We start from the raw sequence: 16,441 nt of genomic DNA, 5'->3' as shown, positions 1-16,441 counted from the left end.
TGGCTGGAGCGCTGGCAGGCGAAGTATCCCCGCCTGTGCGACTGGGTGGAGGAGAACATCCAGGAGACGTTGACGTTCTACCGCCTGCCGCGGGCCCATCACAAGCACATGAAGAGCACCAACATGCTCGAGCGGCTGAACGAGGAGATCCGGCGCCGGACCCGGGTGGTCCGGATCTTCCCCAACACCCACAGCTGTCTACGTCTGGTGCGGGCCCTGGCCGTCGAAATCCACGAAGGCTGGCTGGAGGACAACCGCTACCTGAACATGGATCTGCTCAAAGAACACAAGAAGATCTTGCTCCGGCAGGCCGAGGCCGCCTGAGCCATACCGACCAACCGAACATGGCCCACTCACTTCTGCACAACTTGACGCACACAACCGGTCTCGGGACTACCACCGCAAGAGCGACTAGCCACCAGCTAAAGGGTCTGGCAGGCAAATGCCGACTGCGCGATCATGGCGGGACTGCCAACCAGGAATGGCCATGGAAACCGGATACGCCAGGGAGACAGGTGGCCGCGCCGACCAGCAGGATGCGGTGACCGTGCTGCACGGACCCGACGGGCAAACTGCGTTGCTGCTGGTGGCCGACGGCATGGGCGGCCACGAGGGCGGGGCGCAAGCGTCGCAGACGGCCGTGGCGACGGCCGAACGCCTGTGGAATCGCTGCGCGGGGCGGACCGCGGATGGCCCTGCCCTGCTGGAGAGCCTGTTCCTCGAGACCCATGCGGCCCTGCTGGAACAAGGCGGCGCCGATCCGGCCCAGCGCCCCGGAACCACGCTGGTGGCCCTGTACGTTACGCCGGACTCGGCCTGCTGGGCCCATTGCGGCGACAGCCGCCTGTATCACATCGACGGCGACCGCCTGCAGGGCCGCACGCGCGACCACACACGGGTGCAGCAGCTGGTCGACCAGGGGGTGATCCGCGAGGCGGAGATGGCCACGCACCCGGAGCAGAATCGCTTGCTGCAGGGTCTGGGCGTGGTCGATCCCATACAGGTCGACCATGACGCGGCGCCCGTGACCGCCCAGACCCGCTTCCTGCTGTGTTCCGACGGCTTCTGGGAACAGTTCGCGCCGGACGCGATCGTTGAACTGCTGGACCATCCCGATCTGGGCACCGCGACCACCGAGGCGGCCCGCGAGGCGGCGCGGCGCGCCGGGCCCGGCGGCGACAACGTGGCGCTCGCCACCTGGCGGGCGGCGCGACCCCGTGGCCGATTCTGGCGCCGGCACCTCAAGGCCCGTATCCAGCCGACGCTGGCGCTGTTGCTGCTGCTCGCCGCGGCGCTGGCGATCCTGCTGTGGCCGCTGGACTGATGCCGATCGTATACTCCGGGCGCCGCACCGCGCCCGAACCGAAGATCTTGCCATGACGCAGTTCCGCACCCTGCCTTTACGCCTCGTTCTGCTCGCCGCACTGGCCGGGCTGCTGCCCGGTTGCGCGCAGTTGCAGGGGGTATTCAACCCGGATGCGGAGGCCGAGGAAGAAACGGCGTTTGCGGAACCCCCCGCGCCCGAACCGGCAGCGGAAGAGCCGGAGATCGAACGTCTCGAGATCGCCGAGATCGTGCAGCTCCTGCAGCGCGGCGAGATGGACCGGGCACAGGTCGCGCTCGACCGGATCCTCGCGGACGAGCCGCGGAACCACGCCGCCCGTCATCTGCGCGAGCAGCTTTCCGGGGATCCGCGGGCCATGCTCGGCGAGGCGCATTTCCAGCACACGGTGGAACCCGGTGAGACCCTGGCCCGACTGGCCCGCGAACACCTGGGGGATGCCAACCGCTTCGTGATCCTCGCGCGGTACAACGACCTCGAGCGCCCGGACCGATTGCTGGTCGGGCAGCGGCTGCGCATCCCCCGAGACGCATCGGATCTGCCACGCGGCACCAGCGACCTGGACGATCAGCTGACCGCGCTGGATCCGGATGCCGCCCCCGGGGTGGGCGAGGACGGCCTGCGCCGGGCCCTTGAGGCCGATCTGGCTGCGGAGCGTTACGGCGCGGCCCTGGAGGTCGTGGAGCGGGCCCGGCAGCGCCCCGAGGCGGAGACGCAGTGGGCCGACTGGCTGGAGCCCCTGGCGCGCGAGGCCAAAACGGGCTACTGGTACCAGCGCGGTCTGGAGGCCCGGTCAGCCGGGGACACCGCGGAGGCGCTCGAGGCCTTCGGCGAGGTGCTCGCGCGGAACCCGCAGCATTCCGGCGCACGCCAGCACCACGCCGAACTGGAGCAACAGCGCAAGGAGGCCCTCCATGCAGAGGCCATCGTGCGCTACCGCAACCAGGACCTGGATACCGCGATCGCGCTGTGGGACGAGGCGCTGGCCATCGACCCCGAGTTCGAGGCGGCCCGCGGGTACCGGCTGCGCGCGCTGGAACTGCAGCGCCGGCTGGACGCCCTCGACGGTTAAGGAAACACTGATCCCTGTACACGCTCGCGCTCGAGTCGCTTTTGCGTGCGTTTAATGCGCGGTGACCGCCATGCAGTCATTCTGCACAAGGGAACCGCAACTCCGTTCGCGACCCGTTTTTGATAGCAACGGGGGGCCGAGCCCCTTCGGGGTTGGTACCCCAGGTTTTCCGATTCTGCGTTGCGCCCCAAATCCATCCAAAACGGGCCGGTAGAACCACTAGCCACTGCGCGACGCGCCTGGTCTCGGAAAACCTGGGGTGCCAACGCGAGCGCGTACAGGGATCAGTGTTTCCTTAGTCGGTTCCGGTCCGTCTCGGGGCCGCCTCGGACGGCAGATCCTCGGGGGCCAGTTCCTGGGTCCGGTCCCCGGCAGATGCTGCGTGGCCGGTGCCGGGTTCGCTCACCCCGTCCGTGCGCCGCTTCATGCGCGCCTCCAGCGAATCCGCCATCGCGTTGTAGGCACTGAAGACACGTTCGAAGTCATCCCGACGCCGGGCCCGGATGCGCGTGTCCAGCCGTCCCTGACCGATCTGGTCCAGGGCCCCGCGCAGGCGGTCCAGGGGTTCCTGCAGGCGCCGGGCCAGGACGTAGGCCCCCAGCAGCACCGCGAGCAACGTGACCAGGGTGAGCATCAGCAGGGCCATGAACGTGGCCTCGTTGGCCGCACGCAGCGACCCGGTGGACAACCCGACCTGGAGCTGGCCGATGTGGTGATCCTGGTAGCGCACCGGGGCCTCGAACAGGAACAGCTCCCCGCCATCCGGCCCGGCCACGGACCACACGGCCTGGCCGTCGCGGCGCTGGAGGAGATGCTCCTCGGGCGGCGGCTGATACGGCTGGCCCATGGCCTCGGGATCGCTGCTGGCCACCACCCGTCCGCGATGGTCCGCCACGCTCAGCAGGGCGATCTCGCGGTTGGCCTGCATGTCGCGCAGGCGGCCCTGGACCGCGATGGTGTCCTCCAGCAGCAGGTCCTCGGCGCTCTCCACCGAGATGATCTGGGCGAGCGTGGAGCCATAGTCGAAGGCCAGGTCGGTCATCACCGCATTCTGCTTCTGGTGGACCAGGGCCCCGCCGACGACCAGCGTGACCGCGACCAGGACCCCCATCACCGCCGCCCAGCGCAGCCGCAACGGGACGATGCGGCGGCCCGCCCCGGCCCGCTCACGTTCGCTGCGTTGCTCTTCGATGCGTTCGAGGTCCACCAGCAGTTCGCCCGCCGACTGATAGCGCTGGTCCGGGTCTTTCGCCAGCAGGCGCACTACCAGCTCGACCAGTTCCTGCGGGCAGTCGCGCACGATGACTCGGGGTGACGGTACGGGGTCCCGGACCACCCGGGTCAGCAGCGTCTCGACATCGTGGCCACGAAACGGCGTGGCGCCGGTCAGGAGTTCGTACAGCACCACGCCGACCGAATACAGGTCGGCCCGCGCATCCGTGGGCTGGCCGCGCACCTGCTCCGGGGCCATGTAGTGTGGGGAACCGGCGACATAGCCATCATCGTCGGCCCGCCAGTCGGGGTCGCTGAGGGTGCGGGCGATGCCGAAGTCCATCACCTTGATATTGGCCGTGGCGCTGGTGACGATGATGTTTTCCGGCTTGATATCCCGGTGCACCACACCATGCCGGTGCGCGTAATCGAGCGCTTCCACCAGCTGGATGGCGATCTTCAGGACATTGCGCAACAGCAACGGACGGAACTGGTCGGCGAATTCCGCGAGCGTGATTCCGTCCAGCAGCTCCATCGCGATGAACGGCTGGTGATCCGACTCGCCGACATCGAAGATGGTGACGATGCCGGGATGAGTCAGCGTGCCGGCCGCGCGGGCCTCGGCCAGGAAGCGCCGGCGATACTCGGGGCGGCAGGCGTAGTCGGGCTGCAGGGATTTGATGGCCAGCGGCCGGCGGATGTCCGGGTCGTAACCACGATGGATCACGGCCATCGCACCGCGACCGATCTCCTCGCCGACCCCGTAGCGCCCGATCCGCTGCATGGGGGAGCCGGGCCCGGCCCTCAGGCTGTCTCGAGCAGGATGCGCGCGATCACCGCCAGCACCAGGACCACGACCGCGATACCGAGCCAGCGCCAGCGCGACCGGCGGCCACCACCGGGTCGGGCATCGGAGCCGTCATCGCGGCGGCGGAAGACGAACTCGGCACGCCCGAAACGGACATGGTCGCCGTCCTTCAGCACGGCCTCGTGCACCTTCTCGTCGTTCACCCAGGTCCCGTTGGTGGAGAGCAGGTTGACCACCCGGCACTCGCCCCCGTCGTTGACCAGCCAGGCATGCTGCGAGGACACGCTGCCCTCCTGCAGGACGATGTCGTTGTCCGCCTGGCGACCGACCGAGCGCTTGCCCGGCTTGAGCGTCAGGCGCTGCTGGCCGAAGGGCTCGGAGAGCCCCACCAGCACCGGATGGCCACCGGGCGGGGTCTCCTCGCCGGCGGGATCGGCTACCGCCTCCGGCTCGGGCACGGCCTGCCCCTGAAACAGCATCGTGCCCTGCGGCCCGCTGCGGCCGGCATCCCTGCGTCGTCCCTGATCGCTCATACATCCCCCTGCTTCTCGAGCCGTGACCCGGCCCTGCTCTTCGGGCTTGCACCCGGTCGAGTATGCACGGGCTGCACGCGCCAAAACAACGAATGCGTCACAGCATGAGGCGGCCTGCTATGCTCCGGAGACCCACCCGTCACGACCAGCCAACACGACAAGGAGTCTGAACATGGAACAGGACGCAACCAGCACGGCCGACCTTCGCGCACTGATCGAACCACTCGTTCGCGGGAAGTTCTGGATGCAGCTGATCGGCATCATGCTGATCATCTCCGGCGTACTCACCGCGCTGTCGATCATCGGCATCATCATCGCGTGGATCCCGATCTGGGCCGGCGTGGTTCTGATGCAGGCCGCCGGTGCCTCCCAGCGCGCCTACGAAAGCGGCGACCCCGAGGCGATCAAGTACGCGCTCGGGCGCCTGCGGATCTACTTCACGATCTTCGGTGTGCTGCTGCTGATCTACCTGATCCTGATGGTGCTGGGCATGATCTTCGGGATCGGCGCCGGACTGATGGGTATGGGGGGCATGAGCGGCGCCATGTAGGTACCCTCGCCCGGGGCTCGGGCCAGAAAAGGAGTCAAGGCTTGGATAACACCAGGCGCCCACGGGCCCTCTGGGACCCGCTGCACCGGGAAGACACCGCGGTTCAACAGGCGTTCGACGCCTGGCATCGCCAGGCGCGTATCCCGCAGGTCCGCTATGTCGCGCTGCTGACGGCCCTGATGTACCTCCTGTTCAGCGCCGTCGAACAGTCTGTGGCGGCGGACCTGCACAGCGAACGGCTGGTCGCGCATGCGATGCTGGTGCCCGGCCTGCTGCTGGCGGTGGCCGCGATGAGCCTGCGGGCCCCCCTGCAACGGCCGATGTGGGCCCTGCTGATGGTAGCGCCGGTGATCGCGAATGGCGCCAATCTCTATCTGAACACCGGGTCGCCGCAGTTCCTGGTGTTCGCCCCCGAGATCTACCTCAGCATCATGTGGACCTTCGCGATATCGGGCCTGCCGCTGCGCCCGGCCACGATGGCCGCCACCGCCATCGTGGCCCTGGTGATTGTCGCCGCCTTCCGCGATCCCATGCAGGGCGAGCTGATCCAGCTGCATCTCCTGTGGGTGCTGGCCGCCTTCAGCTTCGGCGCGCTGAGTGCCTTCATGCTGGAGCATGCGCGCAAGCACAGCTTCCTGCAGCAACGCCAGCTGGAACGCTCGGCGCAGGTCGACGAGCTGACCTCGCTATGGAACCGCGCCCATATCGAGCGCCTGTTCGAGGCGGAGCGGGCCCGCACCGAGCGCTACGGCGAACCGTTCTCGGTGATCCTGATGGACATCGACCACTTCAAGGCGGTGAACGATACCTGGGGGCACAGTGCCGGTGACCGCGTGCTGCGACAGTTCGCGGACCTGCTGCGCCAGAATCTGCGCGAGGTGGATGCGATCGGCCGGATCGGGGGCGAGGAGTTCTTCGTGCTGCTACCGCAGACGTCCGTCGCGCAGGCACAGGGGGTCGCCTATGACCTGCAGGCCCGTATCAATGCCTTCGACTTCGAGACGGTCGGGCGGCGCACCGCGAGCTTCGGCGTGACCGAATACCGGCCGGGTGAAAGCCGGGTCGACACCTTTGATCGTGCCGACCAGGCCCTGTATGCGGCGAAAAAGAACGGCCGTGACCGCATCGAGGTGCGGTAGGGCGTCCTGACCCGGGCCAGCCCCGCTGGCCTACACCTCGCGGTAGATCTTGGCGCCCTTCTCGACGAACTCGACCGCCTTTTCCTGCAGGCCCTTCTTCAGGGCCTCGTCCTCCGAGATGCCCTGCGCCGCGGCGTAGTCGCGCACGTCCTGGGTGATCTTCATCGAGCAGAAGTTCGGCCCGCACATGGAGCAGAAGTGGGCGACCTTGTGCGCCTCCTTGGGCAGGGTCTCGTCGTGGAATTCGCGCGCGCGCTCCGGGTCCAGTGCCAGGTTGAACTGGTCCTCCCAGCGGAACTCGAAGCGTGCCTTGCTGAGTGCGTTGTCCTGCAGCTGCGCGCCGGGGAAGCCCTTGGCCAGGTCGGCGGCGTGAGCGGCGATCTTGTAGGTGATGATGCCGTCGCGTACGTCCTGCTTGTTGGGCAGGCCCAGATGTTCCTTCGGTGTCACGTAGCAGAGCATCGCGGTGCCGTACCAGCCGATGTTGGCCGCGCCGATGCCGGAGGTGATGTGGTCGTAGGCCGGGGCGATGTCGGTCACCAGCGGGCCGAGGGTGTAGAACGGCGCTTCGAAGCAGTCCTCCAGCTCCTTGTCGACGTTTTCCTTCACCTTCTGCAGCGGGACGTGGCCGGGGCCCTCGATCATCACCTGCACGTCGTGTTCCCAGGCCTTCTGCGTCAGCTCGCCCAGGGTCTCCAGCTCGCCGAACTGCGCGGCATCGTTGGCATCGGCCAGGCAGCCGGGGCGCAGGCCGTCACCCAGCGAGAACGAGACGTCGAACGCCTTCATGATCTCGCAGATCTCGTCGAAGTGGGTGTAGAGGAAGTTCTCCTGGTGATGCGCCAGGCACCACTTGGCCATGATCGAGCCGCCGCGTGAGACGATACCGGTCACGCGGTCGGCGGTCAGCGGTACGTACTGCAGGCGCACGCCGGCATGGATGGTGAAGTAATCCACGCCCTGTTCGGCCTGTTCGATCAGGGTGTCGCGGAAAAGCTCCCAGGTCAGATCCTCGGGCTTGCCGTCGACCTTCTCCAGCGCCTGGTAGATCGGCACGGTGCCGATCGGCACCGGCGAGTTGCGCAGGATCCACTCGCGGGTCTCGTGGATGTTCTTGCCGGTGGACAGGTCCATCAGGGTGTCGCCGCCCCAGCGCGCGGACCAGACGAGCTTCTCCACCTCCTCCTCGATCGAGGAGGTGACCGCGGAGTTGCCGATGTTGGTGTTCACCTTCACCCGGAAGTTGCGGCCGATGATCATCGGCTCGAGTTCCGGGTGGTTGATGTTGGCGGGGATAATCGCGCGGCCGCGGGCGATCTCCTCGCGCACGAACTCGGGGGTAATCTCCTCGGGGATGGAGGCCCCGAAGGACTCCCCGGCGTGCTGCCGCAGCAACTTCTGGTAGCGCGGGTCGGCGCGCAGCGCCTCGAGGCGGTTGTTCTCGCGGATCGCGACGAACTCCATTTCCGGGGTGATGATGCCCTTCCGGGCGTAGTGCATCTGCGAGACGTTCGCGCCGGCCTTCGCGCGGCGCGGCGGGCGGATGTGCTCGAAGCGCAGGCGGGCCAGCTCCGGGTCGGCGGCGCGGGCGCGGCCGTACTCCGAACTCGGGCCGTCCAGCCACTCGGTGTCCGCGCGTTCGTCGATCCACGGGCCGCGCAGGTCCGCCAGGCCCCGGTGCAGGTCGATGCTCGCCTCGGGGTCGGTGTAGGGGCCGGAGGTGTCGTACACCGGGATCGGCGGGTTCTCCTCGGGCGTGCCGGAGGTCATCGTCGGCGTCTGCGCGACCTCGCGATACGGCACGCGGATGTCCGCGCGCGACCCCTCGACGTAGCGCTTCTCGGAGTTCGGGAACGGGCGGGTGACCTCCGCGGAGACCTCGGCGGTCTTGCGGGCAAACGACTCGGGGATGGCGCTCATGATCGGACCTCTGCTGTCGCGTGAGGCGAAGGGAGCGCGGGCAGGGCGATCGCGGGGGCAGGGACCCCGGGTACAGCAGACCGTTGACCGAGCTTCCCTCCGCCGGTGTTAACCGGTTCAGGTTCAAGGGGACTCTCTCAGCCCGCATCCACGGCGGGCACCCCCAGCTCTGATCCAAGAGTCTAGCGCAGAACGGCGGCCTCGACACGAACAAGTCCGCGCGGGCCACGGTGTTTTGCGTTAGATTATGGCTTTGTGACAACCTTCGCGCCGCCATGTCCCCCAAGAACTTCGTCTTCGAGCTGTTTGGCCGTTCCCCGGTGCGCCCGCTGCAGGCGCACATGGAGAAGATCCGCGCCTGCATCGCCGAGCTCCCCCCGTTCATGGAGGCCATGGCGCGCGATGACTGGGAGACCGCGCGCGAGCAGCAGCGCAAGATCGCGAAGCTGGAGCGCGAGGCCGACCGCCTGAAGAAGGACCTGCGGCTGCACCTGCCCAAGGGCATGATGCTGGCGATGTCGCGCCGCGACGTGCTGGATACCCTGCTGATCCAGGATCGCATCGCCAACATGGCGAAGGACATCGCCGGGCTGATGCTGGGCCGCCAGATGCAGTTCCCCGACAACATGCGGGAACCGATCAAGCGTTTCCTCGACCGCAGCGTGGATGCGGTCGATCAGGCCGGTCGGGCGATCAACGAACTGGACGAACTGGTGGAGGCGGGTTTCCGCGGACACGAGGTCGAGGTCGTCAACGGCATCCTTACCGAGCTGGACCAGATCGAGCACGAATCCGACGAGGCCCAGCGCGAGGTGCGCGAGATCCTGTTCGCCCAGGAGGCGGAGCTGCCCCCGGTTAACGTGATCTTCATGTACCGCGTGATCGACTCGATCGGCGAGCTGGCCGACCTGGCCCAGCGTGTAGGCAGCCGCCTGCAACTGATGCTGGCGAAGTAACAGGCCATACCAAGTAAGGAACCGAGGACCGCATGGAATACAGCACCCTGTTGCTCGGCCTTGCAGTGATCTTCGGCCTGTTCATGGCCTGGGGCATCGGCGCCAATGACGTCGCCAATGCGATGGGTACCTCGGTCGGCTCGCGCGCGCTGACCATCCGCCAGGCGGTCTTTGTCGCCGCGATCTTCGTATTCTCCGGGGCCTGGCTCGCCGGCGGCGAGGTCACCCAGACCATCCGCAGCGGGATGGTCGACTCCAGCCTGATGGCGGACAACCCCGAACTGCTCGTGTACGGGATGCTGGCGGCCCTGGCGGCCGCCGGGAGCTGGCTCCTGGCCGCGTCCTATTTCGGCTGGCCAGTCTCCACGACCCACTCGATCATCGGGGCCATCATCGGTTTTGCCGTGGTCGGGCTGGGCTTCGAGGTCGTGCGCTGGGAGCGCGTCGGGACCATCGCGATGTCCTGGGTGGTGTCGCCCATGGTCGGCGGCATGATTGCGTTTGCCCTGTTCCGCAGTGTGCAGATCCTGATCCTGGACACCGTCGATCCGCTGAAGAACGCCAAGCGCTGGGCCCCGCTGTACATCTTCCTGACGGCCTTCGTCACCGCCCTGGTCACGATGTTCAAGGGACTGACCCATGTCGGGCTGGACCTGACGACGCTGCAGGCCTATGGCTTCGCCACCCTGGTAAGCGCGGTGGTGGTCGTGCTCGGGATGATGGCGATCCGCCGCCTGCGCTTCGACGACCCCACGGGCGTGGGCGAAGAGGGCTCCCATTTTGCCAATGTCGAGAAGGTGTTCGGCGTCCAGATGGTGGTGACCGGCTGCGCGATGGCCTTCGCCCTGGGCTCCAACGACGTCGCCAATGCGGTGGGGCCGCTAGCCGCGGTCGTGGACGTGATCCAGACCGGCGATGTGAGCACCGAGACGGTCGTGCCGATGTGGGTGCTGCTGCTGGGCGGGTTCGGGATCGTCTTCGGCCTGTTCACCTACGGCCACAAGGTCATCGCGACCGTCGGCACCGGCATCACCCAGCTCACGCCCAGTCGTGGCTATGCGGCCACGGCCGCGGCGGCGGCGACCGTGGTGCTGGCCTCGGGCACCGGCTTGCCGATCTCCACCACGCACACCCTGGTCGGCGCGATCCTCGGGGTGGGCCTGGCGCGCGGGATCGCCGCGATCAACCTGGGGCTGGTGCGGATGATCTTCCTGTCCTGGATCGTGACCCTGCCGGCCGGGGCCATCCTCGCGGTGGTCTACTTCTACATCCTGCGCGGCATCCTCGGGTAAGCTCGGGGCATTCATTCCACACCCCGCACGCATTCCGTCCGGTCAGGACGAACAACTCAGCTGGATGCCGCTGGCCCACGCCGGGGGCAGATCGGCATAGGCCTCGAACTCGGGCTGCTCGTCGAACGGCCGGGCGAGAATCCGCTGCAGGCGCTGCACCTCGGAGGGATCACCGGCCTCGGCCCGCTCGATCGCGGCCTGCGCCAGGTGGTTGCGCAGGATGTACTTCGGGTTGACCGCGTTCATCGCCGCCCGGCGCGCATCCGCCGCCCGGGCTTCCTGCGCCAGGCGTGCCTGGTAGCGCGACCACCATGCCTGCCAGGCGGCCCGATCCTCCAGTTCCGATTCCAGCTGCGCGCGCGTCTCCGCCTGCTCCAGATCCGGCAACTGGCGGAAAAATCGGGTGTAGTCCACGCCCTCGGCCGCCATGCGGGCCAGCAGGTCCTGGATCAGGGCCTCGTCGCCTTCCTGCGCCGCCTGCAGGCCGAGTTTCGCCCGCATGCGCGCGAGCCAGGCACGGCGGTACTGCGGCTGGAAATCCTCCAGCAAGGCCTTGGCGCGCTCGATCGCCGCCTCCCGGGTAGGGTCGGCGAAGTAAATCACCAGGGTCTCGGCCAGGCGGACCAGGTTCCACTGCGCGATCTGCGGCTGCTGATCGAAGGCGTAGCGCCCGCCCTGGTCGGTGTGGTTGCAGATGTAGCCGGGGTCGAAGGCATCCATGAAGGCGAACGGACCATAGTCGATGGTCAGCCCGGCCAGACTCATGTTGTCGGTGTTCATCACCCCGTGACAAAACCCGATGGCCTGCCAGTCCGCGATCATCTCCGCGGTGCGTCCAATCACCGCCTCCAGCATCGCAGCCACCGGATCTTCGGCATCCACCAGCTCCGGATAGTCGTGCGCCAGGGCATAGTCGATCAGCTCCTGCAGGCGCGCGCTGTAGCCGTTGTAGTGGAAGTACTCGAAATGGCCGAAGCGGAGGAAGGACGGCGCCGCCCGCAGCACGATGGCCCCCGGTTCGATGCGCTCGCGATAGACCCGCAGACTGGAACCAAACAGCGCCACGGCCCGCGTGGTAGGCACACCCAGCGCCGCCATCGCCTCGGAGACCAGGTACTCGCGCACCGAGGACCTGACAACCGCACGACCGTCCGCCCCTCGCGAGTACCGGGTTGGCCCAGCCCCCTTGACCTGCAGTTCCCAGGTCTCGCCCCGGGCGGTTCGGACCTCGCCGAGCAGCTTGGCGCGACCATCCCCCAACTGTGGCACGAATACTCCGAACTGATGACCGGCATACACCGATGCCAGGGGTTCGGCGCCCGGCAGCTCGCTCCCCCGGGTACAGACCCCCAACCACGGATCGCGCTCCAACGCGGCCGGGTCCAGGTCCAGGCGATCGCACATGTCGGGGCTTGCGGCCAGGCAGTTGGCGCCGGGAAACGGGGCCGGGGCGGGCCGGTCATAAAAGGCCTCCGGCAACCGGGCGAAGCGGTTGATCCACTCCAGTTCCGTTTCGGGGAGGTCAGATTGTGCAGGGTCGTGGACCGACATGGGGCAGCTCGGCAGGTTGCGGTGTCAGGGGTTATCATGCGCGTCGCAACGACCCCGGTTCAGGAACCCACGGCGGTCGCACGTTCATTCCCCGGCCGGGGCCCGTGGCCACCGGCCGTCCGCATGCATCCCGGAGGCAAGCCCCGTGTCCGAACAAGACAACCCCAAGCCGCAGAACCTGAAGACCAGCGAACGCCTGGTGTGGCTCGGCTTCATGCTGTTCTTCGTGGTCGTGCTGGCGATCTACATCGCCCGCGGCAACGGTCTGGAACAGGATCTGTCGGAGGCCAACCGCGACCTGCTGCAGGCGCAGATGCAACTGCAGCAGTACACCCGCCACGAAGTGCCGCGCCCGGTGGAACTGGGTCTGACCAACGCCCACATCCAGGACCTGCAACGCCGCGGCATGGTGCGCCCGAATGAGCGCCTGGCCGACGACCTGATGCCGCAGACCGACCTGATCCCTCACGAGGCCCCGGCGGGCGAGGAATACGCCTTCCGCCGCGACGGCATCCACGTACTCAACCACCAATGGGTGCTGGCGAACTTCGAGGGTGACTCCGCGCATGGCCAGTTGCTGCTGGCCTACGAGGTCGTCCACGGCAACGTGCACTGGGAAGTGCTGGAGTCCACGCTGGATCGCAGGTAAGGCTCGCGGCGAACGGGGTCGCGCTCTCCCCGTGTCCGTCCGGCAAGGCCCTCTGCGTCAGGTATCCGCGCGGGCCAGCGCGGCCAGGTGTTCGCGCGCCGCTGCGGCCTGGCGGCGGACCTGGTCCGGGGCGGTCCCCCCGGTGAGGTTGCGCGCCGCCGCCGAGCCCTCCGGCGTCAGCACCGCGAAGACATCCTCGCCCACCGCCGGGCTGATCGCCTGCAGCTCTGCCAGCGGCAGCTCCGCCAGATCCACCCCGCGTTCCTGGGCGATGCGCACCGCCCGGCCGACCACCTCGTGGGCGTCGCGGAAGGCCACGCCCCGTCCGACCAGGTAGTCCGCCAGGTCGGTCGCGGTGGCAAAGCCCTTGCGGGTCGCGGCCAGGGTATTCTCCCGCCGCACCTCGAGGTTCGGCACCATGTCGCCGAAGGCGCGCAGCGACCCGAGCAGGGTATCGACGGTGTCGAACAAAGGCTCCTTGTCCTCCTGGTTGTCCTTGTTGTAGGCCAGCGGCTGGCTCTTCATCAGGGTCAGCAGGGACATCAGGTGGCCATAGACGCGGCCGGTCTTTCCGCGCACCAGCTCGGGCACGTCCGGGTTCTTCTTCTGCGGCATGATCGAGGAACCGGTGCAGTAGCGGTCCGGTAGCTCGATGAAGGCGAACTGGGCGCTGGTCCACAGCACCAGCTCCTCGGCCTGGCGCGACAGGTGCATCATCAGGGTCGCCGCGGCCGCGGTGAATTCGATGGCGAAATCACGATCGGAGACGGCGTCCAGGGAGTTGCGGGTCACGCCATCAAAGCCCAGCAAGTCGGCCGTGTATTCGCGATCCAGCGGATACGGCGTACCGGCCAGCGCGGCCGCGCCCAGCGGCAGGATGTTCACCCGACGACGCGCGTCACGCAGGCGCTCGGCATCGCGCTCCAGCATCTCGTACCAGGCCAGCATGTGGTGGCCGAAGGTGACCGGCTGCGCGGTCTGCAGGTGGGTGAAGCCCGGCATCACCGTCTCCGCCTCGCGTTCGGCCAGGGCGACCAGACCGTCCTGGTAGCCGCGGATCAGGCGCAGGATGTCGTCGATGCTCGCACGCAGCCACAGCCGGATGTCGGTGGCGATCTGGTCATTGCGCGAGCGCCCGGTGTGCAGCTTCTTGCCGACGTCACCGATGCGCTCGATCAGCCGTGCCTCGATGTTCATGTGCACGTCCTCGCGCCCGACCTGCCAGTCGAACGCACCGGCGGCGATCTCGTCGCGGATCGCGTCCAGCCCCTCGAGGATCTGCGCGGCCTCGTCGTCGGTCAGCACCCCGACCTTCGCCAGCATGCGTGCATGAGCCTGGGAGCCCTGGATGTCCTCGCGATACAGACGGCGGTCGAACGCCACCGAGGCGGTGAAGCGCTCGACGAAGGCATCGGTCGGCTCGGAGAAGCGTCCGCCCCACAGCTTGGCCTCGCCGGAGGCGGCGGGTGTGGCGGCTGGCTTGTCGTGCGGGGAATCCTGCGTCATGGTGCTTCCTGAAGGGACTTGGAAAGACACGGAAGTATACGGGCACAAAGGGGGGGTGAACATGGCACGACCACGTCCCCGGAACGAGGCCCGGTACCAGGGGAGCAACTGACGCATGGCCCAGGGGGACTCCGCCAGGCAGACCAACGGGGAGCTGTCGCCGCTGCCGGACTTCTGCAGCGCGGAGACCCTGCTGCGGGTGCTGATGGTCGCCGTGCTGCTGGCGCTGGCGATCGCCCTGCTGCGCGGTGGCGGCCAGGACTGGCTGTCGGCCCTGGCGCTGCACGCCCTGTTCATCTTCTGGGTGGCGCTGACCAGCCTTCTGATCCTGTGCGCCCTGAAGCGCCCGCTGCACCGGCTCCCCCTGATCGCCCAGATCGTGCTGCCGCCGCTGGTGCCCATCGCCAACACGGCCATTGTCTATCGTCTGGCGGAGGAGCTGGTGCTGGCCGACCCGGCCCTGCGCTGGCCGGTAATCGGTGTGGCGACCATCCTCAGCCTGGTGGCGATGCACTACCTCTACCTGCAGGCGGCCTGGCAGCGCGAGACCCGGGCCGTAGCCGCGGCCCGCGAACAGGCGATGCGCGCCCGCCTGCGCCCGCACTTTCTCTACAACAGCATGAACACCATCGCCGGCCTGTGCCGCAGTGACCCGGAACGGGCGGAGCAGATCACCCTGGATCTGGCGGACCTGTTCCGCGCCACCTTCGCCACCGGGGACCGCCACTCGCTGCGCGAGGAGCTGGAGCTGGTCCGCGCCTTCCTCGGGATCGAGCAGACCCGCTTCGGCGAGCGCCTGGAACTGGACTGGGACTGTCCCGACCATGCCGGGCTGGACGTGCCGGTGCCCACGCTGTTCCTGCAGCCGCTCGCGGAGAACGCCATCCAGCACGGGATCGCCCCGGCGCGCGGCGCGGGCCGCATCTGGGTACGCTGCCGCATGGACTCGGGCCGGGTGACGCTGATCCTCGGCAACAGCGTGGACGCGCAGGCCCGCGGCGAGGGTACCGGGACCGGCACCGAGGCCGTGCGGCTGCGACTGCAGCATGCCTTCGGTGAACGGGTACACTTCGAAACCGACGGGGGCGACGGGGCGTTCGAGGTCCGCATCCGGCTGCCCCTCGCGACCCGGGAGGGAACCCCATGAACGACCGCCCACTGGACTTGCTGGTCGCCGACGATGAACCCATCGCCCGCCAGCGCCTGAGCGCCCTGGCCCGGGAGCTGGGGCATCGGGTGGTGGCAGAGGCCGCGCACGCCGGTGAGGTCGAGACGCGCCTGCGAGAGCACATGCCGGATGCCCTGCTGCTCGATATCGATATGCCCGGCGAAACCGGGCTGGAGCTCGCGCGGCGCCTGCATGCCGCCGACCCGGGGCTGACCGTGATCCTGGTCACCGCCCATGATCGCTTCCCGCTGGAGGCCTTCGAGGCGGGGGTGCGCGACTATGTGCTGAAGCCGGTACGCCGCGAACGGCTGGAACAGGCGCTGCAGCGCGCGGTGCAACAGAAGCAGGGGCGGGTCGAAACCTTTCCCAACGAGGTGCATATCACGGTGGGTCGGCGCGAGGAGCGCGTCCCGCTGGAGCGGGTCGATATCTTCATCGCCGAGGGCGGCTACGTGATGGCGCGTTCCGCGCGCCTGGCGGGTTTTGTGGATGGCCGCCTGCGGGATCTGGAGAGTCTCTACGGCCCGGCGCTGTTGCGGGTGCACCGCGGCTGCCTGGCGGTGAAGGCGTCGATCAAGGGGATCGAAACCCTCGGACCTACCGACAACCGCCTGTTGTTCCACGACGACCTGGACCCGATGCCGATCAGCCGCCGCCAGCTCCCGCGGGTGCGCGAGTACCTGCGCAACGGCACCTGACTACCTGGCCCGCCCCGGACATCCGGCGGATCAAGGCCGGGGAAA

The 16,441-nt window shown here is 68.1% G+C and carries 15 protein-coding genes and 1 riboswitch; of the genes, 10 read left to right on the top strand and 5 right to left on the bottom strand.

The genetic code is table 11. From position 1 onward, the window contains the following. The 3 genes from D103_RS13515 to D103_RS0110765 form a co-directional block, all read left to right on the top strand. A partial coding sequence (locus tag D103_RS13515) for an IS256 family transposase (RefSeq protein WP_018876809.1) occupies positions 1 to 324 on the top strand: 324 nt, incomplete at its 5' end. A 163-nt stretch (positions 325 to 487) separates the two neighbouring features. After that, positions 488 to 1,324: a PP2C family serine/threonine-protein phosphatase gene (locus D103_RS0110770; RefSeq protein ID WP_026280349.1), complete on the top strand. Its 837-nt coding sequence runs from the start codon at positions 488 to 490 to the stop codon at positions 1,322 to 1,324. Positions 1,325 to 1,376: 52 nt separating this feature from the next. Beyond that, positions 1,377 to 2,414, top strand: coding sequence for a LysM peptidoglycan-binding domain-containing protein (locus tag D103_RS0110765; RefSeq protein ID WP_018876808.1), 1,038 nt, complete (start codon positions 1,377 to 1,379; stop codon positions 2,412 to 2,414). 295 nt (positions 2,415 to 2,709) lie between these two features. Here the strand turns inward: D103_RS0110765 and D103_RS0110760 are convergent, their stop codons facing one another. Both D103_RS0110760 and D103_RS0110755 read right to left on the bottom strand, forming a co-directional pair. Then, complete coding sequence (locus D103_RS0110760; protein ID WP_018867584.1) at positions 2,710 to 4,410, bottom strand: serine/threonine-protein kinase; 1,701 nt, start codon at positions 4,408 to 4,410, stop codon at positions 2,710 to 2,712. A gap of 20 nt (positions 4,411 to 4,430) precedes the next feature. Further along, the gene (locus D103_RS0110755; protein ID WP_018867585.1) at positions 4,431 to 4,913 is read right to left on the bottom strand and encodes an FHA domain-containing protein; all 483 of its coding nucleotides are present in this window, start codon (positions 4,911 to 4,913) and stop codon (positions 4,431 to 4,433) included. 226 nt (positions 4,914 to 5,139) lie between these two features. Between D103_RS0110755 and D103_RS0110750 the strand changes: the two genes are divergently transcribed. Together D103_RS0110750 and D103_RS0110745 are read left to right on the top strand one after the other, a co-directional pair. Beyond that, a complete protein-coding gene (locus D103_RS0110750; protein ID WP_018876807.1) occupies positions 5,140 to 5,517 on the top strand; it encodes a DUF5362 family protein in 378 nt (125 codons plus the stop codon). Between the two features lie 41 nt (positions 5,518 to 5,558). Next, the gene (locus D103_RS0110745) at positions 5,559 to 6,656 is read left to right on the top strand and encodes a diguanylate cyclase (protein ID WP_018876806.1); all 1,098 of its coding nucleotides are present in this window, start codon (positions 5,559 to 5,561) and stop codon (positions 6,654 to 6,656) included. Positions 6,657 to 6,686: 30 nt separating this feature from the next. On the opposite strand, the gene thiC is transcribed toward D103_RS0110745, so the two are convergent. Then, on the bottom strand, positions 6,687 to 8,576 hold the full coding sequence (thiC, locus tag D103_RS0110740) for a phosphomethylpyrimidine synthase ThiC (protein ID WP_018876805.1): 1,890 nt from the start codon (positions 8,574 to 8,576) through the stop codon (positions 6,687 to 6,689). A 77-nt stretch (positions 8,577 to 8,653) separates the two neighbouring features. After that, positions 8,654 to 8,751, bottom strand: a riboswitch (TPP riboswitch). Between the two features lie 100 nt (positions 8,752 to 8,851). On the opposite strand from thiC, the gene D103_RS0110735 reads away from it, so the two are divergent. Together D103_RS0110735 and D103_RS0110730 are read left to right on the top strand one after the other, a co-directional pair. Continuing rightward, positions 8,852 to 9,532: a TIGR00153 family protein gene (locus D103_RS0110735; RefSeq protein ID WP_018867589.1), complete on the top strand. Its 681-nt coding sequence runs from the start codon at positions 8,852 to 8,854 to the stop codon at positions 9,530 to 9,532. Between the two features lie 32 nt (positions 9,533 to 9,564). Next, the gene (locus tag D103_RS0110730) at positions 9,565 to 10,824 is read left to right on the top strand and encodes an inorganic phosphate transporter (RefSeq protein WP_018867590.1); all 1,260 of its coding nucleotides are present in this window, start codon (positions 9,565 to 9,567) and stop codon (positions 10,822 to 10,824) included. Between the two features lie 42 nt (positions 10,825 to 10,866). Here D103_RS0110730 and D103_RS0110725 read toward each other — a convergent pair whose 3' ends face one another. Then, a complete protein-coding gene (locus tag D103_RS0110725; protein WP_018876804.1) occupies positions 10,867 to 12,375 on the bottom strand; it encodes a YdiU family protein in 1,509 nt (502 codons plus the stop codon). Between the two features lie 145 nt (positions 12,376 to 12,520). On the opposite strand from D103_RS0110725, the gene D103_RS0110720 reads away from it, so the two are divergent. Continuing rightward, positions 12,521 to 13,024, top strand: coding sequence for a hypothetical protein (locus tag D103_RS0110720; RefSeq protein WP_018867592.1), 504 nt, complete (start codon positions 12,521 to 12,523; stop codon positions 13,022 to 13,024). A 57-nt stretch (positions 13,025 to 13,081) separates the two neighbouring features. Here the strand turns inward: D103_RS0110720 and argH are convergent, their stop codons facing one another. Then, entirely contained in the window at positions 13,082 to 14,530 is a 1,449-nt protein-coding gene (argH, locus tag D103_RS0110715; protein WP_018876803.1) for an argininosuccinate lyase, read from the bottom strand. 115 nt (positions 14,531 to 14,645) lie between these two features. On the opposite strand from argH, the gene D103_RS0110710 reads away from it, so the two are divergent. Further along, entirely contained in the window at positions 14,646 to 15,677 is a 1,032-nt protein-coding gene (locus D103_RS0110710) for a sensor histidine kinase (RefSeq protein WP_018867594.1), read from the top strand. Next, positions 15,674 to 16,396, top strand: coding sequence for a LytTR family DNA-binding domain-containing protein (locus D103_RS0110705; protein ID WP_018876802.1), 723 nt, complete (start codon positions 15,674 to 15,676; stop codon positions 16,394 to 16,396). Before D103_RS0110710 ends, D103_RS0110705 begins: the two co-directional genes overlap by 4 nt. Positions 16,397 to 16,441: the final 45 nt, after the last annotated feature.

It is taken from the genome of Thioalkalivibrio sp. ALE31, from assembly GCF_000377405.1.
Lineage (GTDB): Bacteria > Pseudomonadota > Gammaproteobacteria > Ectothiorhodospirales > Ectothiorhodospiraceae > Thioalkalivibrio.
Note: the sequence above shows the minus strand (reverse complement) of the source record. Positions and strands in the feature narration are given on the sequence as shown.

What these genes read in the sequence shown, in the direction of transcription:
- D103_RS0110760 (WP_018867584.1), bottom strand. Translation starts at nt 4,410, where the DNA reads ATGCAGCGGATCGGGCGCTACGGGGTCGGCGAGGAGATCGGTCGCGGT.
- argH (WP_018876803.1), bottom strand. Translation starts at nt 14,530, where the DNA reads ATGACGCAGGATTCCCCGCACGACAAGCCAGCCGCCACACCCGCCGCC.
- D103_RS0110750 (WP_018876807.1), top strand. Translation starts at nt 5,140, where the DNA reads ATGGAACAGGACGCAACCAGCACGGCCGACCTTCGCGCACTGATCGAA.
- D103_RS0110755 (WP_018867585.1), bottom strand. Translation starts at nt 4,913, where the DNA reads ATGCTGTTTCAGGGGCAGGCCGTGCCCGAGCCGGAGGCGGTAGCCGAT.
- D103_RS0110725 (WP_018876804.1), bottom strand. Translation starts at nt 12,375, where the DNA reads ATGTCGGTCCACGACCCTGCACAATCTGACCTCCCCGAAACGGAACTG.
- D103_RS0110735 (WP_018867589.1), top strand. Translation starts at nt 8,852, where the DNA reads ATGTCCCCCAAGAACTTCGTCTTCGAGCTGTTTGGCCGTTCCCCGGTG.
- D103_RS0110730 (WP_018867590.1), top strand. Translation starts at nt 9,565, where the DNA reads ATGGAATACAGCACCCTGTTGCTCGGCCTTGCAGTGATCTTCGGCCTG.
- D103_RS0110705 (WP_018876802.1), top strand. Translation starts at nt 15,674, where the DNA reads ATGAACGACCGCCCACTGGACTTGCTGGTCGCCGACGATGAACCCATC.
- D103_RS0110710 (WP_018867594.1), top strand. Translation starts at nt 14,646, where the DNA reads ATGGCCCAGGGGGACTCCGCCAGGCAGACCAACGGGGAGCTGTCGCCG.
- thiC (WP_018876805.1), bottom strand. Translation starts at nt 8,576, where the DNA reads ATGAGCGCCATCCCCGAGTCGTTTGCCCGCAAGACCGCCGAGGTCTCC.
- D103_RS0110770 (WP_026280349.1), top strand. Translation starts at nt 488, where the DNA reads ATGGAAACCGGATACGCCAGGGAGACAGGTGGCCGCGCCGACCAGCAG.
- D103_RS0110765 (WP_018876808.1), top strand. Translation starts at nt 1,377, where the DNA reads ATGACGCAGTTCCGCACCCTGCCTTTACGCCTCGTTCTGCTCGCCGCA.